Below are 25,192 nucleotides of genomic sequence, written 5' to 3'. Positions count from 1 at the left end.
AGTCAGCGGACACGCCGGGGTATGGCGAGCTCGGTCAATTGGGGTGTAGGTGCGCTGGCCGCGGGTTTGCGCGGTTCCTGTTGCGCGCGCGCGTCCTCCAGATCGAGGGTCACGCCGGCCTTGGAGTTGCCTTTCGGGTTGAGCAGGAAATGCGAGAGTGCCGGGATCAGCACCAGCGCACCGAGCATGTTCCACAGGAACATGAAGGTCAGCAGAATGCCCATGTCCGCCTGGAACTTGATCGGCGACCAGGCCCAGGTAATCACCCCGGCGGCCATGGTCAGGCCAACGAGCGCCACAACCCGACCGGTGAAGTCCAGCGAGCGGCGATACGCAACCGCCAGGCTTCCACCGCGTTCCTGCACCGCCAGTTGCACACTGAGCAGATACAGTGCGTAGTCCACGCCGACACCGACACCCACGGCGATTACCGGCAAGGTCGCTACTTTCAGGCCGATCCCCAACCAGACCATCAGCGCCTTGCAGATGATCGTAGTCATCAGCAAAGGAATCAGCGCCACGAGGGTTGCGCGCCAACTGCGGAAGGTCAGCAGGCAGAGCAAGGCCGTAGCGCCATACACGGCCAGGTACATGGTGATGATGCCCTTCTCTACCTCAATGTTAGTGGCGGCCTCGATCCCGGCATTACCCGCAGCCAGGAGGAATTCCACAGGCTGTTCGGCGCCAGCGGGCGTGTTGTTATCCTTGGCGAACTCTTCAGAAACTTTCAACACCCGACTCAGTGTGTCGGCTTTGTGATCAGCCAGGTAGGCGATCAATGGCGTGACCGAGCACTGCTGGTTGGTGATCCCCGGAGCAGAAATCATCGCTGCATCTACCGCCGAGTTGGTGATCGCCTGGTCGCGGCTGATGCTCAACCATTTCGGGCTGCCTTCAGCCATGCCGGAGCTGATCATGCGCACGGTTTCGGCCAGCGACTGGGTGGTTTGTACACCAGGCGTCTGGCGCAGACGCCAGGCCAGTTTGTCCATGCTTTGCAGCGACTGGTACAGACGGCAGCTGTCTTCGTTGGTCTTCATGATGACCACGAACTGGTCACTGGAAAGTCCGTAGTGGCTGGTGATGTAGGCGTTATCGCGGTTATAGCGCGAATCCGCACGCAACTCCGGTGCACCGGGATCCAGATCACCGACCTTGAGGTGCATCATCACCACGCTGCCAATCAGCGTCACCACCAACGATACGGCAATCACCGCCGTGGCCATCGGTCGTTCGGTGAAGCGATCCAGGCCGCTCCACAGACGCCCGAGAAAACCCCGGTTTTCTGCGCCGGCCTGATCTTTGGCGATGGCGATACGCGCGGCTTTCTTACTGACGCCCAGGTACGACAGCGCCACCGGAATCAGCAGCAGCTTGGTAAAAATCAGCACGGCGACGCCGATGCTGGTGGTCAGTGCCAGGTCGCGAATCACCGGAATATCAATGATCACCAGCACGGCAAAACCAACGATATTGGTCAGGAGCGCAGTCAAGCCAGTGAGAAACAAGCGGCGGAAGGTATAGCGCGCAGCGATGTATTTATGAGTGCCACGGCCAATGTCCTGAAGAATGCCGTTCATTTTTTGCGTGCCATGGGAGATCCCGATGGCAAAAATCAGGAACGGCACCAGGATGGAGTAAGGGTCCAGCTCGTAGCCGAGGAGTTGCATCAAACCCAGCAACCACCCCACCCCCGCCACTGCCACGCTCACCAGCAGCAACGTACTGCGCAGGCAGCGTGTATAGAAATAGACGAACAACCCGGCGATCAGTACCGATGCACCAAAGAACAGCATGACCGAATACAGGCCGTCGATCAGGTCGCCCACCAGCTTGCTGAAACCCACAATGTGGATGCCCACGTTGTCACTTTCCAGCGAGCGAATCTGTGCTTCCAGTTGCTTGGAAAAATCTCCGTAATCCAAGGGTTGTCCGGTCTGCGGATTAGTATCGAGCAGCGGCGCGACAATCATGCTCGACCGGCCATCGTTCGCCACGAGGTTGCCAATGATCCCGGAACGCATAATGTTGCGGCGCAAGGCCGTGATCGATTTGTCACTGCCGTCGTAATCCGATGGCATGACCGCACCGCCATCAATGCCCTCCTCCGTCACTTCTTTCCAGCGAACGATGGGCATCCACAGCGATTTCATCCAGGAACGGTCGATTCCCGGAATCAGGTACAGGGTGTCGTTGACCTTTTGCAGCGCCAGTAGATAGTCGGCGTCGTAGATATCACCGGATTTGTTTTCCACCACGACGCGAATGCTGTTGCCCAGGCCTGGCAACTGGTTTTTATAAGCCAGGTAATTCTTGATGTAAGGGCTGGAGCTGGGAATCATTTTTTCGAAGCTGGCGTTGACTTGCAGCCGTGTAGCGAAGAAGCCCAGCACCACAGTGGCGAGCAAGCAGGCAACGACGACCACCATGCGATGACGGAATATGACCCGTTCAAACCAGCCACCGGAGTTTTTGTCAAAGTCCTCCAGATTGGCGATCACTGGCATCCCACTGTTGAATTTTTGCTCGACCATTTTTTCTTTCTCGTAGGGGAATCGTGCCGAGGGCTTTAGTTGGCCTGGGCGATATCGATGACCTTGGCGCCGCTGAAGCGCGTGACAAGCAGGCTCCCAGCCTGTTTGGTGGCACTGGCTGCATACACCTCGCCTACCCGCGCGTCTGCCAGCGGGGTGACCTGCAAACTCTGCCGGTCAACATTGACCAGTTGCCCACCCTGGCTCACGACGATCAAGGCATCACCCTGCTCGACAATGCTGACCAGGCTGCTATTGAGATTGGTTGCCACAGGCTGCCATTGCTGGCCGTCATCACGGCTGGCAAACAGGTTGCCACGCAGCCCGTACGCCAGCAGCAGACCGTCGAAGGCGCGGACGCCGAAGTAAGTGCCGGTGTAGGGCGTATCGATTTTCACGAAACGTTGTTGCTGACCATCCAGGCGCAACAGCAAACCCTGCTCGCCGCCGATGTAAAAAGTGCCCGCATGTTCCGCCAGGCCATACAGGTGCATGCGCCGATCATTGTCACTGCGCTCGATCCATGGCTGCCAGTTCTGGCCGTCATCCGTGCTGTGCAACAACATGCCAAAGGCACCCACGGCAAATCCGTTACCGTGTTCATCGAACATCACATCGAGAAAGGGTGCGGCCAACACGTCCGGCGTCGCCGAGGTACTGGCGGCCATAGCCACTTCCTTGAGCATCTGGGCTGCGGCTTCATCGCCTTGTTCGGCCCGTGGGCCGTAGTAAGCGTTGAGCAAGGTCAACAGGCGGCGCCCGTCGAGTTGCACTTGCCAGCTGTCACCGCCATCGCTGGTGTGCATGACGACCGCATCGTGACCGACGATCCAGCCATGACGCTCGTCGCGGAACCGCACTTGCACCAGATCGCTGGACACCGGGCTATCGGCCTGTTGCCAGGTGCGACCTTCATCGATGGAGCGCTGGATCAACCCGTGCAGGCCGACGCCAATCATCGCGTCGCCCGCCGTGGCGACCGACAGCAAGGGTGCGGGCAGGTGTTCATCGATCCGCTGCGCCGGCACGTCGAGCGAATCGGACGACAACGCGACGGCGCTGTAGACAGGCGTCGTCAGCAATGAGCTCGCGCCGATCGTCAACGCGACAGCCAGGAGCAGGCGCGAAGTGGAGAGAAGAAAAGAAACAGGGCAAGGGCTAGTCATTATTTTTATTCCTTAACCATCCCGCGTGGCAAACACACCTGCTCTGCCTGCCCGGCTTGATGCGCAAACCGGCAGGCAGGACAGGCGAAATCACATCAGCGCTGGGTGACCCGAGCCACAATGGCTTCAGGATTCATGTCACGCTCGGAGAGTGGTTTGTCGATGAACTTGTAGCCGCCTTTCAAACCATCGTTGAGCAACGCGTACATGCCTTTGTTGAAGTCATACACGACGTTTTTCACGTTATAGGGAATGTTTTTGTCGTAGAGCTGGACGCCGCTGAGGAAGATCGAGCGATACAACGCGCCGCTCTTGTCCCAGGCGTCATACAGGCCTACGCCGAAGGTATCTTCATCCAGGTAGTAAGTGCGTTTGCTGTAGACATGGCGCATGCCCGGCTTCAACGTTGCTTCCACGACCCACACCCGATGCAGCTCCCAGCGCTCGTTCGCCGGGTTGGCGTGGTGCGGCATGAACTGGTCTTCCTGCTTGGCGACGCCGAAGTAGAATTTGTAGGCGTTGTACGGGATATACATTTCCTTGCGACCGACCAGCTTGTAGTCAAAGCGGTCCTGGCTGCCGGAAAACATTTGCAGTTCGTCGAACAGCGTCACGCCACCCTGGCTGGCAACGGGTGTATCAAATGCAAATTCCGGTGCCAGTTTCACCCGGCGCTGACCTGGGGAATAACTGAACGAACGACGGGCCTTTGCCAATGGATCGAGGAAGTCAGTGAGCACCACCACTTCACCGGAGCGCCGGGCCGGATAGTCATTGCGCGAGAACACCCGTGCGTACATCAGCGGATCGCGATCCGCTTGAGTTACCTGGTAGTAAGGGGTTTCTTCGAATGTCGCCTGTTCGGCGGTTTTGGTGATCGAGCCGTTTGCGTCGACTACCCAGCTGTTGGACGAAGACGTGGTCGAGTAACCGGTGCCGATCTTGTAGCGCACCTGCTGGTTCCACATCACTTCGTTGCCGTTTTTTGGAATCGGGAACGGCAGGCCACCACGGCAAGATGGATCAACGGCCAGGCCGTCTTTCTGGATCACGCAGCTGCTGGCGTTTCGCACGGTGGCATCGAGTACCGCTTTGGGATAGGCAGTCGTGCGATGGCTTGGGTAAATGTCGATGTAGTAAGTCGGGTATTTCTTGATCAGGGTTTTCTGCCCCTCACTGAGCTTGTCCGCATACTTGTCGACGTTTTTGGCGTCAATGCGAAACAGTGGCTTTTCATCTTTGAACGGATCAACCCAAAACCCGCTGTCAGGCTTGAAACCCGCCGGAGCGGTGGTAAGGCCGCCCTCGTAAGCGGGGATCGTGCCATCGGCGTTACCGGCCTGAATCGCTCCGAACTGCGTCAGGCTCTTACCCAGGTCCGAGGCGTCGCCAGCAGCGGCGGCTGTGAGACTACAGGTCGCAAAACTCATCAGGACGACAGTTAATGCAAGTGGACGTTTCATGAACACGTTCTCCGATTCTTGTTTGATTTATCAGAAGGAGGTTTTGAAGGTAAAAGCCAGCCAGCCGCGGTCTTCACCGCCTACGTTGCCGTTACCGGCAACGGTGCCATTGGCCAGGTTCTTCGGTTGGGCAGCTGTGTCGGCATAACGCAGACCGAACTCATACAGTTGGGCATAAGTGAGTTTGACGCCGACGGAGTAAGCCAGCGCGCCTTCGCTGCCGCCACCGGCTGTTGGTGCGTTGCCATGCAGGCCGTAGTTGACGGTGAGAGGTACATCCATGTCCCAGGATGGGAAGATCGAAATGTACTGCGGAGTGTAGTTGACCGCGACCGCATAATAATCTTTCGAGGAGCAGCCATCCGACTCGCTGCCGGAACCGGCGATACCTGGCGTTCTGGCATTGGTACAAGCGGCTTTTCCGACACCTTTATAGAGCTCTTCGTGTTCAGTCACGCGATCCAGGTGGCTGTAGGCAAACTCACCAACGAGGGTCGCGTTGTTCGAAATGAAGTTACGCGGCACGCCGTAAACAGCGTTGGCAATAAAGTGAATGGTGTCGCCGCGCGGGCCTTCGTCGTCCAGCGCGCTGACGCCGGTGGCATTCAAGGCACCGTTCATGCGGTAGGACAGTTCAGAGCCGACCGCAACCGTGTTGAAAACCCGGGCAAAACTGACGCCTGCCAGCTTCACGCCACGCGGGTAAACAACCCGGTACGAACCCAGCGCGGCCTTGACCTGCGGGGCCAGCCAGGGCTGGTAGTCGTCGAACTGGCGATAATAGGCGCCGAACGTCGATTCGACTTCTTCAACGTTGAGTTTGGCCATCACGCCCCAGTTTTTGCCATCGCGACCGAACCGCGAATCCTGACGCTGCAACGTTGCTCCGTTAGGTGCTACCGGCAGTTGGTCCGGCCCTTCGAACAAAGGGTCGGCCGCGCCGAAATAGGTACCACCATAAGGAATGCGCGTGGGCTCCCATTCATAGAAGTATTGACCGGCAACCGAGAGATGATCAGTGACCTGGGCCTTGGCCGAGATCTGCCCGACCGGCAGAAACACTTCCTTGGTTTCGATACCCGGGCTGGTCGAGGCTTTCACACCATCGCTGGGCGCCTGGGAGTAGGACACGGCGTGCGCCCCGAACAACAGGCTTTCACCCCAATAGTTGGTATGACGACCGACTTTCACGTTGACCGGTATCTCGCCGATGTTGAAGTTGCGCCAGACGAAGGCATCGAGAATCTCTCCCGACGGGCCGTTCATGTAGCGCTTCACTTCATCGCTGTAACGATTGTTGTGATAGCTGGTGGCGTAGCCGGGTACGTTACTTTTCACATCGTGATCGTTATAGGCCTGGTCGAACCAGCCTGCACCACTGAGGCGTCCACCCCACTCGTTGAGGTAAGAAAAATCGAGTTCGCTCAACACATCGAGACGATTTGTAACAATGTCACCTTTATCGAACTTGCCGTCGGATTCGTCGAAGTTCGGCGTGTTCATGATGCGACTGTCCTGACTGTCAGTCCGCATGCCCAAGTTGTAACGGACTGTGTTGTCCCAACGCAGGCGATAATCAGGATTCGGCAGATCGAATGAGAGCGCCATGACGCCTTGAGCGCTCCCAACCATCATCAGCGTAAGCGCACCTTGAGCCAGTACCAGCCGACTCTGCTTGGTCTTATGATTCATACACACTACCTTTTATTGTTATTTTCAGTCGCTATGTGTGTTCAAACGGTCCTTCCAGCGATTTGCGCAACCCACAATATCGTTGAATGTCTCGCCTGGACAGTCCGCTCAAGAGCTCTGGCACGCATCCAGAACCACTTCTCTCCTCAGCTGAAAGTCACCGTAACGGATCACAAAATAAAATTCCACATAAAGATTTCAATTCTCTATCTAGAATTTCATCTCCATCAAACTGCGGAATCGTTCCAGCGAAGGTGCTCTGCTGCTAGATACTGCACACAAAACAAATAAACGTTCAAATAAACTTTGACGCTTTTCAGCTTTGGGCTTTCAATAGCCCTGTCATACCCACATAACTCGTGGCGTTGCACAGGAAAAACGGCAGTTGAACCGGCAGAAAAAAAACAGGAGGAGCCAGCATGAATATTGATTTGAGTGCCAAGCGCGTAATCATCACGGGCGCTTCCCGGGGCATTGGTCTGGCCATCGCCCGCGCATTCGCATCTGAAGGGGCACGGGTAGCGATTTGCGCACGCAGCGAGGCAGACGTGCGCGAAGTCGGCGCGCAACTCGCGGAACACGCCCAGGCAGTAATTGCCCGGGCTGTCGACGTGACGGACAGTGAGGGGGTCAAGGCGTTTGTTGCTGAAGTTGCACGCGCGTGGGGCGGGGTCGATGTGTTGGTGAACAACGCCGGTCAAGGTCGTGGCGGCAACCTCGATACCCTCACCCCGGAAGTCATCCTCGAACATGCCAACATTCTGCAGATGGGGCATTTCCGATTCGTGCAAGCGGTGGTGCCGTTCATGCGTGAACAGCGCTGGGGGCGGATCATCGAAATCAACGCCCTGGCCGGGGTGATTCCGACGCCCGACGGAATTCCTTCGGTAATCAACCGCGCATCGTGCATCGCCCTCTCCCGCTCGTTGGGCATGTCGTTGCCCAAAGACAATATCCTGGTCAACAGCCTGAACATGGGCTGGATCGATACCGGTCAATGGGATCGTCACTACAAAGAAATGGGACCTGGCGTCAGTCGCGAGGAGTTCGACGCCATGGTGATGAAGGTGGTCCCGCTCGGGCGTTATGGCAAACCTGAAGACGTTGCCGGCATGGCGCTATTCCTGGCCAGTGAATATGCCAGCTTTATCAGCGCTGCCTCGATCGACATTGCCGGCGGCATGGGCGGACAGATTGCTTACTTCCCAACCCTCAAACGCGATTTTGCCGCGACGATTGCGGCACGTAACGCTGCCAGCAAATAACGCGATAACACATCGACAACCTCACCAGTGCGTTCTGCGCACCCTCAACGTTGGCGCCCCCGTGATGAACTTGCTATTCCCTGTTCTTTCCACACTGATCTGGGCCGCCAGTACCGTGGTCAATCGCCTATCTGTTGGGGTGATTGACCCCGCAGCCATTTCCTTTTACCGCTGGCTGATCGCGTTGCTGGTGTTGTCACCGGTGTTGTTGCCCAGGGTCTGGCGGTTGCGGCGGCAGATTCGGCCGCACCTGCCCAAGTTATGGTTGCTGGGCTTGCTCGGCATGTCGCTGTACCAGTCGCTGGCCTATTTTGCCGCGCACACTGTCAGCGCCACTTCCATGGGCCTGATCCTGGCGACAATGCCCCTGCTCACCGTGCTGCTCGCTTTTCCCATTCTAAAGACCCGACCGACCGCGACCTTATTGGTCGGCGCTCTGGTGTCGTTTGCCGGACTGACCTGGTTGCTGGCCGCAGGCGACCTGCCCTCGCTCTGGGCACACGGGGTTGGCCGAGGGGAATTGATGATGTTGCTGGCCTCGTTGTCGTACGCGCTGTATTGCGTGCTGGTCAAGCGCTGGCAGATTCCCCTGCCGACCTGGGAAAGCCTTTACGTGCAAATAATCTGCGGCACCCTGCTGTTGGTGCCGCCCTTTGTGCTGGCCCCTTCGATAGCCCTGACAACCGCTAATGTCCCGCTGGTGTTGTTCGCCGGGCTGTTCGCCTCGGCGCTGGCACCCGGCCTATGGATGCGCGGCCTGCAAACCCTCGGCGCAGAAAAAACCTCCGTACTGATGAATCTGGTGCCGTTGTTTACTGCGGTATTGGCGATTGCACTGCTTGGCGAATCACTGCACCTGTACCACGCGGTCGGCGGCGGATTGATTTTGCTGGGAATTGGATTGGCGCAATGGAAACCTGCGCGGGTCATGACCGAAGTCGTGACCTAGATGACCAGCAAAGCATCTCGCAATCGCTGCAAACGCTCGGTGCTCAAACCACTGAAGCGTTGCAGATAGCAATCCAGCCCTCCGTACTCGGCCTCGATTACCAAATAAGCGGCATTCAAGTACTCGGGCCGGGCATCCAATACAGCGTTGATCGCTGATTCGCTAACCGGCTGGCCCACCATGCGATTCACCGTATTACTCCTCGCCTCCTGGCGTTCTGCATCCAGCTGGCTGAAACGTCGTGCCGAACGCAAGTAGTCGGCCATGATGTGTTCAGGCGCCACGCCTAGGGAGTGCAACAGCAGCATGACCGCCACGCCGGTGCGGTCCTTGCCCGCCGCGCAGTGAATCAGCACCGAAGCATTCTCTCCAGACAACCGCTCAAACAATGCTGACAGCCGGGGCGCCAACATTCCCGGTAGTTGCCGGTAAACCTCCAGCATCATGCACCGTGCCCCCTCCTCTGCCGGATTGTCGGCCAGCATCGCGGCAATCTGTGGATCGGCACGCAGATCGCCGATGACCTCCAGATGCAATAGGTGCATACCCGAATCAGGCAGACGGCTCGGGTAATGCTCACGCTCGCCCGCGCTGCGTAAGTCGCAGAGGGTCTTTAGCCCAATACGCTGTAATGCCTGCCAGTCTTCAGCGGTCAGGCGATGCAATTGGTCTGCCCGTAACAGGGTATGGCCGCCAATGCGGCGACCACAGCGGGTGGGCATGCCTTTCAAACTGCGAAAGTTATCCGCGCCTTGCAGCAGCAAGTGTTCCGGGTTGCTCATGCTCAATTCTCCAACAGGTGCTGATAGGCCTGTGTCAATGGCCGCGCGCCCTGCCCCAGTATCGGCGTCCGGCGTGGCTTACGACCGTGAGTCAGCAAGTGCAGGGTATCGAAATCTTCAGCAGCGGCGAAAAAACGTTCCACCATCGGCAGCCCTGCCTGCCCCCATTCATCCATATTCGACATCCAGGTCTGCATCCCCCAAACCGGCCAACGCCGCAATTGTTCCCACGCCGCGTCCTGGTCGAGCACGCCTTCGGCACCGAGGCTGATCAGTTTTTCGCGGTACACGCTGAGCAAACGCTGCGCATCGGCACGGCGCTCCGCCACGGTCAACGCACCCAGCATGAAGTACGCGACATCGCGCCATGGCCGGCCATACCTGGCGAGTTGCCAGTCCAGCCAGATACGTTGACCGTCACTGCGTAAAAAGCTGTTGCCCTGGTGCGAGTCGCCATGGATCAGACAGCTGGGTGAAGTCTGCTCCCGTTCGAACGCTCCCAATTCGTCGAAGGCATGGCTGAACAGATCTGGCGTCTCGTACATCCATTTCGGCAACAACCGCTGGTACTCCGGGTTGCGCAGATTGACCTTGATGTAGTTGTACATGCGCAAGAGTCCGTCGCTGTCCACCGGGTTGGCCATCGACACCGGCAGCCAGCCCTGGCCCCGTAGCTGCGGACTGTTCCAGGTGGCAGCATGCAACGTCGCCAGTGATTCCAGCCCCCCGGCGACGCCGTCCACGCCCAGGTGATCGGTGCTATGGCCAAATTGCCCGGCGGCCAGGCCAAGGTCTTCCATCATCAGCACGCCTCGACCGCCGCCATCGGCGTCCCAGTCGGTGAGATAGGTGTCTGGCAGTGGCGCATCGGACCAGCCGCGCGCCAAATGATAAAAGCGCGCTTCCAGCTCACAGATATCGCCGCTCTCGAAACCCTCGGACCAATTCGACTTCAGGCACACGTGCGCAGGAATCCCCGCGCGCTGACCGACCTCATTCAACTCAAGCCTGATGCGGAATTTGGTGGTGTGACCGTTTCGAACTTCCACTGCCGTCAACGCCAGCACCTGGATGCCCGGATAACGCGGCTGCAATAGCTGAGTTAGCCAGGCTGCGGTGATCTCGCTCAGGTGCCGTGGCAACCGTCCGCTGCGCTGCGGGTAGGGCCGCCCCAGCGAGCTATCAGTCACAGCGTCAGCACCCGACCAGCGTTGGCCGGCACCTTCAGCTTGAGCAGTTCGATCGCGTTACCGCTGCGAATCCGCTCGCGGTCTTCAGCGGACAAGCCGATGCCTTCGGTCAGATCGCCATGGTCATACGCACCACCAAAGTTGGTGCCGTACAACAGACGCTCCGCGCCGACCACCTCGGCGACACCGCGGCGCAAGCCGGGCGCATGAACGTCAAGGTCGAAGTAAAAGTTCTGCAGGTAATCCATCAACGGTCGCTGGTTGCGCGAGTCCGGTGCCATGGCCCGGTTCAGTTCGCTCAGGCGTCCCAACTGGAATACCGCCATGCCACCGGCGTGGGTGATGTAGGTTTTCAACGTCGGGAAAACATCCAGTGCGCCGCCGCAGATCAGGTACCAGAAGAACAGCGTTTCATCGACGCAGTCACCGACGATGGAGGTGGTTTCGAACTTGTCGTCGGTGTGTTTTTCGCCCCAGTAAATCGACTGGTTGAAGCCATGCACCATGATCGGTACATCCAGCTGGGTGAGTTTTTCCCAGACGGGGAACAGGCGTTCGTCGTGAGCCTCCAGACCATTGAAGTTGGCCCCGCCGACGCACACACCCTTGGCGCCCAACTGAGTCACCGCGCGTTCAATTTCCTTCGCAGCGTTTTGCGGGTCCGCAAGGTTGGCGTGGCACCAGAAATCGAAGTGGTCGGGATCAGCCCGGCAAAATGCCGACAACTCGTCGTTGCAAATGCGCGCGTATTCATTGGCGAAATCACCCGCCCAATACATAAAACAGTGAGACGGCGTGGACATCACCAGTTTGTCGACACCCCGCTCGGCCATTAGCTTGCGACGGCTGGCGTGGCTCATACGCGCGAGGATATTGGCCTGCGCTTCGGCATCCGTCGCGGCTTTGGCCGGTTGCTTGGTGCCGAGGGAAAAATGCCCCACGGTCAGCCCCTGCACTTTCATGAATGGCCCCCAGAACTCGTGGCGGTTCAGCATGCCCTCAGTCAGCAAGTGGGCGTGGACATCAATCAGCATGGCGTTCTCCTTGTTGTAATTAGCCAGCAGACCGAACGACCCGCTCGCAGGGCATTCGGATCAATTTAAGGGATAACTGCACCTCCAATAATATAAACACATTCCTAATATGTGTTCATTTAAATATGAGTCGCAGGGCTACCTTTTTATAAAATCCGCACAAAAAAAAGCGGCCCTCTCAGGCCGCAAATGCGTGTCCACTCGATGAAATCAGCGTTGGGTCTCCTGGGAAACAATCGACTCAGGTTTCATGTCGCGCTCCGATAGCGGCGCATCGTGCACCCGATACCCGCCCTTGAGGCCATCGTTGAGCAATGACCACATGCCTTTGTTGAAGTCATAACTGACGTTTTTCACCGTGTACGGCAGGTTTTTGTCGTACAGCTGCACGCCGCTCTGGAACAGCGCGCGATACAGCACCCCGCCCTGGTCCCAGGCGTCATAAAGGCCGGCACCAAAGGTGTCTTCGTCGAGGTAGTAGGTGCGCTTGCTGTAGACGTGGCGTTTGCCCGGTTTCAGAGTCGCTTCCACCACCCACACCCGGTGCAGTTCCCAGCGCTCGCAAGCCGGGTTGGCATGATGCGGCTTGAACTGTTCTTCCTGGCCGCAACTGAAGTAGAACTTGTAGGCGTTGTACGGAATGTACATCTCCTTGCGGCCCACCAGTTTGTAGTCGAAACGGTCCTGGCTACCGGAGAACATCTGCAATTCGTCGAACAGGTTCACACCGCCCTGGTTGGGCACCGGCGTGTCGTAGGCGAACTCCGGCGCCAACTTGATGCGGCGCATCCCTGGGGTGTAGCTCCAGGCACGCCGTGGCTGGCTTTGCGGGTCGAGGTAGTCGGCGAGGATGATCAGTTGCCCGGCGCTGCGAGCCGGGTAACTGTCCAGTGCCCAGGCGCGGTAGTACAACTGCGGATCGCGATCGGCCTGTTGAGTCTGGTAGTACGGCGCCTCTTCCATGGTCGCGGACTCGGCGGTCTTGGTCACCGAACCCTGGGAATCTACTACCCAACTGTTGGACGATGCCGTGGTGGTGTAACCCGTGCCCTTGTAGCGCAGTTGCTGATTCCAGATGACTTCATTGCCGTTTTGCGGCAGCGGGAACGGCAGCCCTCCTCGGCACGCCGGATCGACCGCGAGGTTGTCCTTGGTCGTGCGGCAGTTGCTGGCGTTGCGCTGCGAGGCATCGAGCAACGCTTGCGGGTACGCCGCGGTGCGGTGGGTCGGGTAAATATCCAGGTAGTAGCCGGGAAATTTACTCAGCAGCATTTTTTGCCCGCCGCTCAAGCGGTCGGCGTACTGCTCCATGTTTTTCGAGTTGATCCGCAGCAGCGGTTTTTCATCCTTGAAGGGGTCGGCCCAGAAGCCGCTGTCGGGCTTGAAGCCAGGCGGACTCTGCGTCAGGCCACCCGTGTACGGAGGAATGCTGCCATCGGCATTGCCCGCGATAATCGCACCGAATGGCGTCAGGGTTTTACCGATTTGTGCAACCTGGTCGGCCGGTGCCGCAGCCAGGCTGGCGGTGGCAATGCTCAACAGCGCCACCGCCCATGGAAATTGTCCTTTCATAAACAGGTACTCCGCTTCTTGGCTTTTTTAGATGGAGGTTTTGAAGGTAAAGGCCAGCCAGCCACGGTCGGTTCCGCCTACGGCGCCGTTACCCCCGACGGTGTCCCCGGGAATGTGCTTCGATTGGGCGTCGGTGTCGGAGTAACGCAAGCCAAATTCGTAACGCTGGGCATACGTCAGCTGCACGCCGGCAGACCAGGTCAACGCGCCTTCGTTACCACCGCCGGCGCTGGCGGCGTTGCCCGACAGGCCATAATTGACGGTCAGCGGCACGGTCATGTCCCAAGACGGAAATACCGACAGGTATTGCGGTGTGTAATTGACCGCGATGGCCGCGTAATCTCGGGTCGAACAGCCGTCGCGTTTGTCCCCTGAACCGGGCGTGCCGACTCGTGGATCGACACAGTTGCTGCTGTTCTCACCCAGGTAAAGTTCTTCGTGCTCGGTTACTTTGCGCAGGTGGCTGTAGGCGAACTCGCCGATCAGCGTGGCGTTGTTGGCGATAAAGTTACGCGGCACGCCATACACGGCGTTGGCGACGAAGTGGAACGTATCGCCACGCGGCCCTTCGTTGTCAGAAGGATCGACGCCGACCGCATTCAACGCACCGCCCTTGCGATACGAAATCTCGCTTCCGATCGACACCGTGTCGAGCACAGTCGACAAACTCAAGCCGACCAGTTTGACGCTGCGTGGGTACACCAGACGGTAGCTGCCGGTAGCGGCCGAGACTTCTGGCGCCAGCCAGGGTTGGTAGTCATCGAACTGGCGGTAATACGCGCCCAACGTCGATTGAATTGCTTCAACGTCGTACTTGGCCATCAGACCCCAGTTGGCGGAGTCGCGACCGTATTTCGATTTCTCCCGGTTAAAGGAAAAACCCGGGGCTACCGGCAAGCGGTCCGGGCCTTCGAAAAACGGGTCCGCCGCGCCGAAGTAGGTGCCGCCGTACGGGATACGGGTGTAATCCCATTCGTAGAAATACTGCGCGGCCAGGGTCAGGTTGTCGGTGGCCTGGGCCTTGACGGAAATCTGCCCGATGGGCAAGAACACTTCCTTGGTTTCGATACCGGGACTGGTCACCGCCTTGGCCCCATCAAGTGGTGCTTGCGAATAGGAAATCGCATGGGCGCCGAATAGCAATCCCTCGCCCCAGTAATTGGTATGGCGGCCGATCTTGACGTTCACCGAAGCATCGCCCAGGCGCAGGTTCTTCCAGACAAAGGCATCGAGAATTTCCCCCGACGGCCCTTCGACGTAGCGCTTCACTTCAGAGCTGTAGTGATCGTTGTCGTAGCTGGTCTGGAAGCCGGCAACATGACTGCGCACATCGTTATCGTGGTACGCCTGGTCATACCAGCCGGCAGCGCTGAGCCGCGCTCCCCAGTCCTTGCGGTAGGCAAAATCGAGTTCGGTGAGCAAGTCGATGCGGTTGGTGACGATGTCGCCCTTGTCGAACTTGCCGTCGGATTCATCGTAGTTGGGGTTGTTCATGATGCGCCGGTCCTGGTCCTCCATGCGCATCCCCAGGTTGTAGCGCAGGGTGTTGTCCCAACGCAGGTGAAAGTCCGGGTTGGACAGTTCGATCGGCGCCGCCAGCACCGCACCACCGTAACCCAACGCCATTTCCCCGACCGCCAGCAGTACCATCGCCCGCTGGGCTCGCATGCGCCCCTGTTTACTCATCTTTTTCATGCAAACCACCTTTTGTTTTTATTGTCAGTCGTTTTGTCTGCACCCCGGCCGCAGGGCGTCATGGCTAGCGCCCGATGGGGTAAATGATGGATTTTTCCTGGGTGAACTCTTTAAGCCAGTTCGGCCCGAATTCGCGGCCCAGGCCTGAACGTTTGAAGCCGCCAATCGGCGCATAAGGCAGGCTGCCGCTGCCGCCATTGAGGTACACGCTGCCCGCACGAATGCGTCTGGCCAGGGCGTAGGCGGTGGCGGCATCGGCCGAGGCCACGGCAGCGTTGAGGCCAAAGCGCGAATTATTGGCGATGGCCACGGCTTCGTCATCGCTGTCGAAACCGATCACCACCCCCACCGGCCCGAAGATTTCCTCTTGGGCAATCAGCATGTCGTTGCGCACGTCATCGAACAGGGTGATGTCGCTGAAGAAGCCCTGGCTCAGGTGCGCAGGCCGCCCCCCACCACACACCAGCGTGGCCCCGGCGTCGCGGCCGCTGGCGATGAAATGCTCGACCTTGGCGCGCTGGGACTCGCGGATCAGCGGGCCCATCATCACGCTGGGGTCCGCCGGGTCACCGACCTTCCACTGCCCGGAAATGGCTTTGGCGCATTGCACGAATTGCTCACGTACCGAGTGATGCACCACGAAGCGCGTAAGCAACGCACAGCCCTGCCCCGCGTTGACCGCCAGCCCGGCGACGGCCCCCAGGGCGGTGGCCTGAATGTCGGCATCGGCGCGCACGATCAATGCCGATTTTCCACCCAGTTCCAGATGCACGCGCTTCAGGGTCGGCGCCGCTTGACTCATGATGCTCATGCCCACCGTTTCCGAACCGGTGAACGAGACCATGTCCACCCGCGGATCGCTGCTCAGCAGGCTGCCCACTTCAATACCGCCGGTGACAATGTTGAGTACGCCCTTGGGCAGGCCGATTTCTTCAGCGATCTGACCGAACAACAGCGCCGAGTACGGGGTAAATGGCGAAGGCTTGAGCACCAGGGTGTTGCCGGCCAGCAAGGCTGGAAACACCTTGGCCAGATTGAGCAGAAACGGAAAGTTGTAGCCGGTGATACCGGCCACCACCCCAATCGCCTCACGCTCCACCGTGCCGCTGCCGAGGATCATCGGCCCGGTCGGGTTGAACGGATTGGGATTGGCCTGCACCGGAATCTGCAGGCTGTCACTGTGCAGAGACTGCTCGATCGCGGTCAGCACATGGCCCAGCGGCATGTCCACCTGCATGGCGTAAGTCACGCCTTGCGAGCAACCGACTTCAGCGATGATCAGCGCGGCAAGCTGCTCCCTTTTGGCCACCAAAGCGGCGTGCATCCGCCGCATGTACCCGACTCGTTCGGCCATGCTCAACCACGGCCAAGGGCCGTTATCAAAGGCGTTGCGAGCAGCGGCAATGGCCGCGTCGGCGCTGTGCAGATCACCGCTCGGTGCATGACCGATGACCGCTTCGGTGGCCGGGTTGAGCACCGCTTCGCGCGGACCGTTGACACCCACCCACGCACCATCGATGTACAGCTTGTCCAGCTGGGTAAAGGGAACTCTCATGGTGTTGGATCTCCTGAGACTTTGCCGGTGATAATTTCTGCAGCGCGCATGGCAATGGCCATGGCTGGGGCATTGGTGTTGCCAGAAACCAGGCACGGCATCACCGAGGTGTCGACCACACGCAGCCCCTCGACGCCACGCACTCGCAGTTCGGGGTCGAGCACCGACGCGCTGTCGGCCCCCATGCGACAGGTCCCGGAAACGTGATAGGCGGTCTGGCCGAAGCGGCGGAACGCGGCAAGAATTTGCGCGTCGCTTTCTACCTTCGGCCCCGGTGTCAGCTCGCCGACAATGAATGGCTTGAGCACCGGCTGTGCAGCCAGACGGCGGAACCAGCGAAACAAGGCAATCGCGGAGGTACGATCGATCTCGGCGCTCAAGTAATTGGCGTTGATCCGGGGTGGAACCGTGGCGTCCGCCGATTGAATGCGCACCTCACCCTGGCTCTGCGGACGCAGGAAATAGCCACCGATGGTCAGGCCGGGCTGCTTGTCGATTTCGACTTTGTTGCCGTCGCCGTCCATGGAATAGAGGCTGACGCCGATTTGCGCGTCCGGACGATCCAGCTCCGGGCGCGTCTTGATGAAACCACCGGCCTCGTGGGCGGCATGGGTCATCGGTCCCTTCTTGCGCAAAAAGTATTGGGCCACTGCACCGAGTAACCCAATCCCATGGAAGCAGTGATTGAAGCTGCCACGGGTGACCCGGTACTGCATGGCTATGTACACGTGCTCACGCAGGTTGCGCCCGACCTCGGGGGCGTCGTGCAGCACACTGATACCCAGCGAATTCAACAATGCGGCCGGGCCGATGCCAGACAGTTGCAAGAGCTTCGGCGATTCAATGGCACCGGCGCACAACAACACCTCGCGCCGCACGTCGAAGCGTCCCTTGCCGGCATTGTTGTTGACCAGCACGGCACAGGCACGGTGATTGCTGAACTCGATGCGTTGCACATCCGTGCTGGTCATAACCGTCAAGTTCGGGCGTGTTCGCACCGGGTCGAGAAAGGCTTTAGCTGCGCTGAATCGCTGGCCTTTCCAAGTGGTTTGCGGCTGATAGCCAAAGCCACCCTGTGTGACCGAGTCGATATGATTAGTGTCTTCAGTACGCGCCACACCCAGCTCACCGGCCGCGTTGATGACGGCATCGCACAGGGCGTGGCCCGACGGGTGCACGGTGACTTTGAGCGGACCACCGACTCCGCGCCATTGGCTCTTGCCCAACTGGTGGTCTTCGAGGGCGACAAACTGCCGGCCCATGTCTTTCCAGCCCCAGCCCGCGCAGCCTTGCGCTTCCCAATGGTCATAGTCGGCTGGCGCTCCGCGCACATAGACCATGCCGTTGACCGAACTGGAGCCGCCGATTGTTTTGCCCTTGAGCCATTGCTCGTCGGTCATACCCTCGCCGCGTGCGGCCTTGTAGCTCCACACATGCGGATTGCCAAGGCTGAGCAGTTTGCCAATGCCACGGGGCATGGCAATCAACGGGCTGGTGTGATCCGGTCCGCTCTCGATCAGCAGCACCGAAACGGTCGAGTCGGCAGACAAGCGATTGGCCAGGACGCAGCCGGATGACCCCGCACCGATAATGATGTAGTCGTAGGTTTTGCTCATTGTGGTTCTACTTTCGCTGGTTGCTGTAAGCCTTCCATCTCCAGGGCGGTACTCACCGGTGTTCGTCGGATGTATCGCGAACCTCGATGACCCGTTCCGGGCAGGCACGGGCACCGCGTTTTGCCAGCCCCTCTTGCCCAATCGGCACACTGAAGCCGCTACTGGCGATGTAGCCGTTGTCATCGAGTGGATAGAGCGCGGGCGCGACGTTGTTGCAGCGGGCATGACCTACGCAGCCGGATTGGTTGATCAACACTTTCATGCGTTGGCTGCCTGTTTGTTCGAGGCGGTTGCCGTGGTACCCGGCTGGTCCCATTGCAGGTGCAGGTCTTCCATGCCAAATACGCCAAAGGCGTTGAATTTGGGCGTGGTGTCGTCAGCGATGCGCAGGGGCGGCAGCCGTTGCAACCACAACTCCAGGGCAATCCGAAGTTCACGGCGCGCCAGGTGCGAGCCGACGCAACGGTGCACACCATAGGAAAACGCCATGTGCGGAGACGCACCGGTACTGCGCTGGAAGTCGACTTTGTCAGCCTCTTCGAACACTTCGGGATCGAGATTGGCCAGCTCGGTGCTGATCAGCACCATGTCGCCCTTCTTCATCATGACCTCGCCGATCTGCACGTCGCAGGTGACCGTGCGGCGCATATTGACGATCGAGTACGAGCGCAGCAGTTCTTCCACCGCATCGCCAATCAGCTCGGGGGTGGCCCTCAGTTGGGTTTGCTGCTCCGGATTGCGCGCAAGATGCCGGAAAAATAGCCCCAGGCAAGAGGTCACCGTATCCAGGCCGGCAATGAATATCAGGAAGTTGATGCCGAGCATTTCATCGTCCGTCAGCGGCCGACCGTCGATCTGACTGTTCAGCAGATAGCTGGTGAAGTCATCACCGGGATCGGCACGACGCTCGGCGATGTGGTTGCGGATCCAGGCGGTGATCGCCCGCGCGTTGTCGGTCACCGTTTGCAGGTCGACGCTTTTGATCAGCGTCTGCGTCCAGTGCTGGAACAATGGCCGGTCTTCCAGCGGCCAGCCCATCAGGGTCAAGAAGATCAACGTGGGAAACGGTTTGGCGAACGCTTCGTTGAAATCGCAACGACCGTCGGCTTGCACCTCGTCAATCAGCTGGTTGGCCAACTGGCGAATGTTCTGCTCCAGCGCCTCAACCTTTTTCGGTGTGAACAGCGGGTTGAGCAATGCGCGATATTTGGCGTGTTCAGGTGGATCGATTTCCAGTGGCGCCAGGCGCCAGCTTTCCCCGAGCAACATCGCGTAGGGTGTCAAGCCGACACTGCTGAAGGTCTGAGGGTCTTGCAAAATGCGCCGCAGGTCCTCGGCACGCCGAGGTACCCAAGTGCCGGGTAAAAAGCCTAGACGTGGAATCCAGAAAATGGGTGGGGTCGTCTGGTGCAGTTCGGCGGCCCAGGTGTAAGCATTTTCAGCCTGGGCGGTGAGCTCTGCCCATAGATCGAAATCGCGGACAAGGTGTTTGGGAATGTGCGCAGGAACAGGTGCAGGCGTTTCAGGAGCGTTATTCATTATTGTTCTCCAGGTCTCTATCGGACTGGAGAAACGGTAAGGCCGCAGGAACAAAGCCACAACGAACAGAAGCGCAAATCTGTACGGCACAAACGGAATTAATTAACACTTTCACTGAAAATGTTCTAAAACCAACCCTGCTGGTGCAAAACATCCTCTGTCATTGTGTGCCCATCACCGCCGGGAAGCCGTTGTACCCGACGCCATGAAACCAATAAAAAGCGCTGCCGAGGTTCAGAATGTCTCACCTAGCTTCCGTGCAAACAGCCGATAAAAATCACGCCAGTCAACGCCACGCCTTGCGTTCCCAACGCACCCGGGAACTGCTGCTGGACCACATGTATCGCCTGGCGCTGGAAAAGGGCTACGAAGGAATTACGGTCCAGCAATTACTGGACAGTACAGGGGTCGCGCGCTCCACCTTCTACGCGCACTTTCGTGACAAGGAGGATCTGATCGTCGCCGGGTACGAAGCCATTGGCGTTCCCTCGACCAAGGTCACCGAAGTCGATGGCGACCGCCGTGTCCTGCTGGATGTTTCGGCCTGGCTGTTCAGCGCCACCGAACGTCATGCGGCACTGACGACGGCGTTCTTCAGCGGCCCGGGACAGAACGTGATTCTCGCGCACCTGGAAAATATCTTGATCATCCAGGTCCGGGAACACTACCGGAAACAGGGCCTGTACCAAATCGATCAACTGCGTGGCGAGGCCGCCGTGCGCTGTTTCGTCGGTGCCTTGGTGGGGTTGTGGTTGTGGTGGGTGCGCCACGACTATCCGAACCCGGCGCGGGAAATGACCGAAACCTTCGACAGCCTGATGAACAACGGCACCTGGCCGCCTGACAACAACGTGCGCCAGTAGCGGGATCAAGAGGCGCAGGCCATGATCAGAAACTGTCGGAATGCCTGGGCCGGTGCCGACAAACAGTTATCCGGCAGCCAGATCAGCCCCAGTTCCATGGGTGGAATCACATCCACCAGCGGCCGGATTTCAATCTTCTTGCTTTCCAGAGACCAGGCCCGGTACAGCATGTCCGAGAGAATGGTCACGCCGAATCCATGCCCCACAAGCCCGCGCAATGCCTCCATGGATGAGGTACGAAAAGCCACCTTGGGTGCCAGTCCGCGGGATTCCCAATAGCGCATGGTCGAGGTCTCCCCCTCATCGACCGTGGCCAGGATATAGGCATGCTCGGCGACGTCTTCGAGATTGATCGAGGTGGCAGACATCAATGGGTGCTGACTGGCCAACCAGAGTTGGCGGCGCGAACGAATCAGCACATGGTGAGAAAAACCGTGCAAGTTCGGCGTGTTGGAGACAATCGCCAGGCCCAAGTCGAGGTCGCCATTGCTCAGGGCTGCTTCAATGCTTTGGCGGTCCATGTCGATCAGGTCGATCTCTACCTGAGGATAGCTACGCTTGAAGCGTGCCAGCAGCGCTGGCAGAAAATAGCCCAGCACAGTGTAGGAGGCACCGACACGCACGGTGCCCTGCATCGCATGGCCAAGGAACAGCGGTTCACTGAGGGCGTCCTGCAGGGTGTCGAGAATGTGCCGTGCATGCTGGGAAAACTTATTGCCTTCAGCAGTCAGCGTCACGCCATGGGGCAAGCGGTCGAACAGGCTGACGCCCATCGACTGCTCCAGATGCAACACCGCTGCAGTAATCGCCGATTGCGAGACATGTGCCTTCAGTGCCGCCTGGGAAAACTGCCCGGCGTCGGCGGCGGCAACGAAATAGCGCAGTTGACGCATCGAAATATCTTTGCCTTTTGTCATCTGATTTTCTGATACCTGGCGCCTGAATATATGAAACAGCTCGGTCCTCACGCTGGTTACACTCGAGACCGGGTAGCTGCCCTGACGTATCGTTATCCTTCGAATTTCAGCGCCAATAATAAAAATGGCTGAAGGTTGAAAAATGAACGCGATCCACTACAGCGAGTACGACTGTGAAGCGTCGGGTAATTTCCTGACCGAAGCTTCATTGGCCAGGCAAGGCTTCGACATCCGGGTTGAACATGCGCAATGGTCCAACACCGGCACAGCCTTGATCGAAACCGGCGACAGTTGCCTGTTACGTCTGATGCTGCCTGCCAGTTCGCAGATCAAGCCTAACTGCGGCGGTTTTTCCAGCCACGGCGTGCCTCAATTCCAGCCTCTGGGCAAGCTGTTGTTCATTCCCCATGGCACCGAATTCCACCTGCGCCACGATGCCGGTGAGCAAAAGGCCCTCGTGTGTCTGTTCGATCCCTCATCACTCGGCGTCCTCGGCAGCTATCGCTGGAACTGGCAGGACAACGTCAGCGCAGCCATGCTCAACCTGCAAAGCGGTTACTTGCATGCCTCACTGCAACGGCTGGCCGAAGAAGTCGCCAACCCCGGCTTCGCCAGCGAACTGCACACCGAGTGCCTGCTCACCAGCATTGCCCTGGACCTGCGCCGCGAATTTATCGACGCGCCCAACGAGTCCGGCAGTGACTCACTCAACGCTGAAAAACTCAGCCCCCGGCAACTCAACATCCTGCGGGAACTGCTCGACAGCGCAAGTGACGAAGGCCGCTCTCTGGGCCACTTGGCGCGGGCCTGCGAACTGCCGTTGCGGACCCTGTCCAGTCGCTGCAAAAACACAACGGGCATGACCTTGCGCCAGTACGCCGCGCATACCCGCTTGCAAAAAGCCGTGGCGCTGTTGGCTGACCCACGGTTGCTGATCAAACAAGTGGCCTATCAGGCCGGCTTCAACAATGCCGCCGCTTTCAGTGCGGCCTTCCGTAAAGAGCTCGGTGTCACACCCGAGGAATTTCGCCACCAGCGTCAGCGTTAGAAGGCACCCTGACAAGGGCGCCTTCTAACGCTCGCGGCTTCAACGACGAATCGTGGCGGTGATTTTGGCGTGTGGCCCATTGACCTGCGCGGCCCAGGCTTCGGCCGCCTGATCGAGGGTAAAATCCAGGTAATCCACCTGAATCTGCTGCTCCTTGGCGATCTTCAGCAGACGCAGCCAGATCTGTTCACGGTCTGCGGGCGGGCGCTGGCCAGTGCCAATGCACGACAAGTTGCGAAACAACAGATCGGCAATATCCAGATTGAGCTGACGCCCAGCCCCCGTGCCAATGGTCATGATCCGCGCTCCCCAATTGGTGGCTTTCAGGGACGTCAACATCGGTTGACCGCACACGAGGTCGAGCACCACATCAAATCCGCCATCGGCCGCATCCTTGAGCGCAGCGACATCATCGCTGCCACCCAGGGTCACCACTTCATCGGCAAGGCCTCGCGATTTCAACCGGCCCAGTGCTTCAGCGGACCGGGCAGCACCGACCACCTTGCCCGCACCCAGACCGCGCGCCAGTTGCAGGGCGATCTGGCCGAGAGTGCCGGTGGCGCCCAAGATCAGCACTTTCTCGCCCTTCTGAATCGCGGCTTTTTCCAGGGGCACGATGGCGCCGGTCGCGGCAATGCCCATGCTGATCGCGGTTTTATCGTCCACGTCGTCCGGCACATTCCATACTTCGGCTTGCGGCACCAGGGTGCGCTCTGCCCACGCACCAAACGGCAACACCGAGCGTTCGCCGAAATACACCCGGCGGCCATCCGGCGCACGGCCGACGCCTTCGCCGCGAATGACACAAGGATATTCAACACCCAGACGGTAGGCGCCGAGTACATCCCAGCCGCCAAGGCCAGCGGTATCGACATCGATCAACACCGAGCCGTCTTGCAGTTGCGGATCACGAAACTCACCCACTACCGGCGGCGCATTGCGCTCGGAAATGATTGCTGCACGCATGGCATTCTCCTTGTCTGTTTTATTGTCAGGCTGCACTTGAGGCAATAATTGAACATTATTCTGTTATTTGTCTATATTTACTTCGGCAGCTTCTCTAACTGGCCACTAATGGCTCGGACTGATATCGCGGATACCCACCCAACGTCAGGAGTAGCAAGGGGCCGACGACAAAGCAGATAAAACTGAACAGCAGCATGGCCGAGTAGCCACCGGTGAGCTTGAACAACCCGGCGAACAGTAACGGCGAGATAGCCGCACCTGCGGTAATCAAGCCCAGGTGCGCGCCAAACAAGCGGCCGTAGTCGCGCATGCCGAAGTAGCGGGCGATCAGGAAAGCAGCGATATCGAACTCGGCACCCGCACCCACACCCACCAGCAACGTGGCGAAGGTGTACATCGCAATACTGGAATCCCCATAGGCAAAAATGCCACAGGCAAATGCCGGCATCAGCAGCGCCAGAGAGGCGACACCGGGCGCCCACAACCGGTCGATCAGGTAGCCCACCAGCAGCCGGCCAAGAATCAGCGACACGCCGAAGCTGGCGAAAATCTGGCTGGCCTGCAGGGCACTCAGGCCACGATCCTGCAGCAACGGGACGATGTTGGTGACCATGCCCACCACGCACGACACAACCAACGTCATCGACAGGTTGCACACCCAGAAACGCCAAGAGCGCATTGCCTCGCGCAGCAGTAGCCCGCCGGTTTGTTCACTGGTGGCGGGGAGTTGCGTCGAGTTGTGGCTGACATTGGCGGTCGGCAACAACCAGCGTAAGGCCAAGGGCAACGCCAGCAGCACCGGCAATACACCCAGCGCGAGGAATCCCGCCTGCCAATTCCACCGGCTGATCGTCCAGGCGGTGATCAGCGGCAGCATGATGGCCGCCAGTCCGGAGCCACTGAGGATGATCGCCAGCGCCAGACCACGGTTTTCCTCGAACCACAAGTTCACCAGGTGCGACCAGGTCACCTGCAACGTCCCCAGCCCGGCTAGCGGCACCAGGAAAAAGCCAAGGTAGAGGGTCCAGATCGAGCCATTGATACAGGTCAGGGTGAAGACACTCAGGGACAACGCCAGCAGCGACAGTAACGTGACCCGGCGCAAGCCGTAGCGCGAGTTGAGCCAGCCAGCCAATTGCGATGCGACGATGGTGCCCAGCGACAGTGCGGTGATTGCCGCCTGCAACTCCGCCCTGCCCCAGCCCATGGCCTGTTCCAGCGGAATCACCATGGAGCTGAAGCTGTACAGCAACAACGAACTGGAACTGGTGGCAACGCCCACCAGCGCCAGAATCAGCACTCGCCAGCCGCGTTTGAATTCTGCGTTATCAAAGCCTTTCATGGTG

20 protein-coding genes are annotated in these 25,192 nt (G+C 59.0%); 4 read left to right on the top strand and 16 right to left on the bottom strand.

All coding sequences use genetic code 11. The features are described from left to right. Nucleotides 1-2: 2 nt before the first annotated feature. From AWM69_RS21140 to AWM69_RS21125, 4 genes are all read right to left on the bottom strand, one after another. Nucleotides 3-2,534 (bottom strand): RND family transporter, encoded by a 2,532-nt coding sequence (locus tag AWM69_RS21140; RefSeq protein ID WP_218728330.1) that lies wholly within the window; start codon nt 2,532-2,534, stop codon nt 3-5. 35 nt (nt 2,535-2,569) lie between these two features. Next, entirely contained in the window at nt 2,570-3,700 is a 1,131-nt protein-coding gene (locus tag AWM69_RS21135; RefSeq protein ID WP_218728329.1) for a YCF48-related protein, read from the bottom strand. A gap of 95 nt (nt 3,701-3,795) precedes the next feature. Continuing rightward, entirely contained in the window at nt 3,796-5,163 is a 1,368-nt protein-coding gene (locus AWM69_RS21130) for a DUF1329 domain-containing protein (protein WP_218728328.1), read from the bottom strand. Between the two features lie 30 nt (nt 5,164-5,193). Further along, complete coding sequence (locus AWM69_RS21125; protein ID WP_218728327.1) at nt 5,194-6,855, bottom strand: DUF1302 domain-containing protein; 1,662 nt, start codon at nt 6,853-6,855, stop codon at nt 5,194-5,196. Nucleotides 6,856-7,274: 419 nt separating this feature from the next. Between AWM69_RS21125 and AWM69_RS21120 the strand changes: the two genes are divergently transcribed. Both AWM69_RS21120 and AWM69_RS21115 read left to right on the top strand, forming a co-directional pair. Next, a complete protein-coding gene (locus tag AWM69_RS21120; RefSeq protein ID WP_218728326.1) occupies nt 7,275-8,120 on the top strand; it encodes an SDR family oxidoreductase in 846 nt (281 codons plus the stop codon). Between the two features lie 64 nt (nt 8,121-8,184). Continuing rightward, nucleotides 8,185-9,069 carry a DMT family transporter gene (locus tag AWM69_RS21115; protein WP_218728324.1) on the top strand — a complete coding sequence of 295 codons (885 nt, stop codon included), beginning with the start codon at nt 8,185-8,187 and terminating at the stop codon, nt 9,067-9,069. Here the strand turns inward: AWM69_RS21115 and AWM69_RS21110 are convergent. The 9 genes from AWM69_RS21110 to AWM69_RS21070 all read right to left on the bottom strand — a co-directional run bounded on the left by AWM69_RS21110 (nt 9,066) and on the right by AWM69_RS21070 (nt 20,052). Then, on the bottom strand, nt 9,066-9,851 hold the full coding sequence (locus tag AWM69_RS21110) for a tyrosine-protein phosphatase (RefSeq protein WP_218728322.1): 786 nt from the start codon (nt 9,849-9,851) through the stop codon (nt 9,066-9,068). The genes AWM69_RS21115 and AWM69_RS21110 overlap by 4 nt on opposite strands. A gap of 2 nt (nt 9,852-9,853) precedes the next feature. After that, on the bottom strand, nt 9,854-11,041 hold the full coding sequence (locus AWM69_RS21105) for a phosphotransferase (protein WP_373274347.1): 1,188 nt from the start codon (nt 11,039-11,041) through the stop codon (nt 9,854-9,856). Continuing rightward, the gene (locus tag AWM69_RS21100; protein WP_077748081.1) at nt 11,038-12,075 is read right to left on the bottom strand and encodes an amidohydrolase family protein; all 1,038 of its coding nucleotides are present in this window, start codon (nt 12,073-12,075) and stop codon (nt 11,038-11,040) included. The genes AWM69_RS21105 and AWM69_RS21100 overlap by 4 nt, the downstream gene beginning before the upstream one ends. Nucleotides 12,076-12,285: 210 nt before the next feature. Further along, on the bottom strand, nt 12,286-13,647 hold the full coding sequence (locus tag AWM69_RS21095) for a DUF1329 domain-containing protein (protein ID WP_047531045.1): 1,362 nt from the start codon (nt 13,645-13,647) through the stop codon (nt 12,286-12,288). A gap of 27 nt (nt 13,648-13,674) precedes the next feature. Next, nucleotides 13,675-15,342 carry a DUF1302 domain-containing protein gene (locus tag AWM69_RS21090; RefSeq protein ID WP_047531047.1) on the bottom strand — a complete coding sequence of 556 codons (1,668 nt, stop codon included), beginning with the start codon at nt 15,340-15,342 and terminating at the stop codon, nt 13,675-13,677. A gap of 64 nt (nt 15,343-15,406) precedes the next feature. Beyond that, a complete protein-coding gene (locus AWM69_RS21085; protein WP_218728320.1) occupies nt 15,407-16,897 on the bottom strand; it encodes an aldehyde dehydrogenase family protein in 1,491 nt (496 codons plus the stop codon). Continuing rightward, nucleotides 16,894-18,513 (bottom strand): GMC family oxidoreductase, encoded by a 1,620-nt coding sequence (locus tag AWM69_RS21080; RefSeq protein WP_218728318.1) that lies wholly within the window; start codon nt 18,511-18,513, stop codon nt 16,894-16,896. The genes AWM69_RS21085 and AWM69_RS21080 overlap by 4 nt, the downstream gene beginning before the upstream one ends. A gap of 52 nt (nt 18,514-18,565) precedes the next feature. Continuing rightward, complete coding sequence (locus tag AWM69_RS21075) at nt 18,566-18,775, bottom strand: ferredoxin (protein ID WP_077748078.1); 210 nt, start codon at nt 18,773-18,775, stop codon at nt 18,566-18,568. Continuing rightward, nucleotides 18,772-20,052 carry a cytochrome P450 gene (locus tag AWM69_RS21070; protein WP_077748077.1) on the bottom strand — a complete coding sequence of 427 codons (1,281 nt, stop codon included), beginning with the start codon at nt 20,050-20,052 and terminating at the stop codon, nt 18,772-18,774. The genes AWM69_RS21075 and AWM69_RS21070 overlap by 4 nt, the downstream gene beginning before the upstream one ends. 239 nt (nt 20,053-20,291) lie before the next feature. On the opposite strand from AWM69_RS21070, the gene AWM69_RS21065 reads away from it, so the two are divergent. Next, complete coding sequence (locus tag AWM69_RS21065) at nt 20,292-20,915, top strand: TetR/AcrR family transcriptional regulator (RefSeq protein ID WP_032904483.1); 624 nt, start codon at nt 20,292-20,294, stop codon at nt 20,913-20,915. Between the two features lie 5 nt (nt 20,916-20,920). Here AWM69_RS21065 and AWM69_RS21060 read toward each other — a convergent pair whose 3' ends face one another. After that, nucleotides 20,921-21,832 carry a LysR family transcriptional regulator gene (locus AWM69_RS21060; RefSeq protein ID WP_218728316.1) on the bottom strand — a complete coding sequence of 304 codons (912 nt, stop codon included), beginning with the start codon at nt 21,830-21,832 and terminating at the stop codon, nt 20,921-20,923. Between the two features lie 142 nt (nt 21,833-21,974). Here AWM69_RS21060 and AWM69_RS21055 point away from each other — a divergent pair, with 142 nt between their 5' ends. Further along, entirely contained in the window at nt 21,975-22,880 is a 906-nt protein-coding gene (locus tag AWM69_RS21055) for an AraC family transcriptional regulator (protein WP_077748075.1), read from the top strand. A 39-nt stretch (nt 22,881-22,919) separates the two neighbouring features. Here the strand turns inward: AWM69_RS21055 and AWM69_RS21050 are convergent, their stop codons facing one another. Together AWM69_RS21050 and AWM69_RS21045 are read right to left on the bottom strand one after the other, a co-directional pair. Further along, nucleotides 22,920-23,846, bottom strand: a complete 927-nt coding sequence (locus AWM69_RS21050) for a zinc-binding dehydrogenase (protein WP_077748074.1) — start codon at nt 23,844-23,846, stop codon at nt 22,920-22,922. A gap of 94 nt (nt 23,847-23,940) precedes the next feature. Further along, nucleotides 23,941-25,188 carry an MFS transporter gene (locus tag AWM69_RS21045; RefSeq protein WP_218728314.1) on the bottom strand — a complete coding sequence of 416 codons (1,248 nt, stop codon included), beginning with the start codon at nt 25,186-25,188 and terminating at the stop codon, nt 23,941-23,943. Between the last annotated feature and the right edge of the window lie 4 nt (nt 25,189-25,192).

This window comes from Pseudomonas sp. D1HM, from assembly GCF_019266105.1.
Classification (GTDB): domain Bacteria; phylum Pseudomonadota; class Gammaproteobacteria; order Pseudomonadales; family Pseudomonadaceae; genus Aquipseudomonas; species Aquipseudomonas taetrolens.
The sequence above is the reverse complement of the archived record's forward strand: the minus strand, read 5'-3'. Positions and strand labels throughout refer to the sequence as shown.

Bases quoted from the DNA above. Each gene is read 5' to 3' on its own strand.
- AWM69_RS21130 (WP_218728328.1), bottom strand. From the start codon at position 5,163: ATGAAACGTCCACTTGCATTAACTGTCGTCCTGATGAGTTTTGCGACC.
- AWM69_RS21095 (WP_047531045.1), bottom strand. From the start codon at position 13,647: ATGAAAGGACAATTTCCATGGGCGGTGGCGCTGTTGAGCATTGCCACC.
- AWM69_RS21120 (WP_218728326.1), top strand. From the start codon at position 7,275: ATGAATATTGATTTGAGTGCCAAGCGCGTAATCATCACGGGCGCTTCC.
- AWM69_RS21075 (WP_077748078.1), bottom strand. From the start codon at position 18,775: ATGAAAGTGTTGATCAACCAATCCGGCTGCGTAGGTCATGCCCGCTGC.
- AWM69_RS21050 (WP_077748074.1), bottom strand. From the start codon at position 23,846: ATGCGTGCAGCAATCATTTCCGAGCGCAATGCGCCGCCGGTAGTGGGT.
- AWM69_RS21100 (WP_077748081.1), bottom strand. From the start codon at position 12,075: ATGCTGATTGATGTCCACGCCCACTTGCTGACTGAGGGCATGCTGAAC.
- AWM69_RS21070 (WP_077748077.1), bottom strand. From the start codon at position 20,052: ATGAATAACGCTCCTGAAACGCCTGCACCTGTTCCTGCGCACATTCCC.
- AWM69_RS21060 (WP_218728316.1), bottom strand. From the start codon at position 21,832: ATGACAAAAGGCAAAGATATTTCGATGCGTCAACTGCGCTATTTCGTT.
- AWM69_RS21125 (WP_218728327.1), bottom strand. From the start codon at position 6,855: ATGAATCATAAGACCAAGCAGAGTCGGCTGGTACTGGCTCAAGGTGCG.
- AWM69_RS21115 (WP_218728324.1), top strand. From the start codon at position 8,185: ATGAACTTGCTATTCCCTGTTCTTTCCACACTGATCTGGGCCGCCAGT.
- AWM69_RS21135 (WP_218728329.1), bottom strand. From the start codon at position 3,700: ATGACTAGCCCTTGCCCTGTTTCTTTTCTTCTCTCCACTTCGCGCCTG.
- AWM69_RS21065 (WP_032904483.1), top strand. From the start codon at position 20,292: ATGTCTCACCTAGCTTCCGTGCAAACAGCCGATAAAAATCACGCCAGT.
- AWM69_RS21140 (WP_218728330.1), bottom strand. From the start codon at position 2,534: ATGGTCGAGCAAAAATTCAACAGTGGGATGCCAGTGATCGCCAATCTG.
- AWM69_RS21055 (WP_077748075.1), top strand. From the start codon at position 21,975: ATGAACGCGATCCACTACAGCGAGTACGACTGTGAAGCGTCGGGTAAT.
- AWM69_RS21080 (WP_218728318.1), bottom strand. From the start codon at position 18,513: ATGAGCAAAACCTACGACTACATCATTATCGGTGCGGGGTCATCCGGC.
- AWM69_RS21085 (WP_218728320.1), bottom strand. From the start codon at position 16,897: ATGAGAGTTCCCTTTACCCAGCTGGACAAGCTGTACATCGATGGTGCG.
- AWM69_RS21090 (WP_047531047.1), bottom strand. From the start codon at position 15,342: ATGAAAAAGATGAGTAAACAGGGGCGCATGCGAGCCCAGCGGGCGATG.
- AWM69_RS21110 (WP_218728322.1), bottom strand. From the start codon at position 9,851: ATGAGCAACCCGGAACACTTGCTGCTGCAAGGCGCGGATAACTTTCGC.
- AWM69_RS21045 (WP_218728314.1), bottom strand. From the start codon at position 25,188: ATGAAAGGCTTTGATAACGCAGAATTCAAACGCGGCTGGCGAGTGCTG.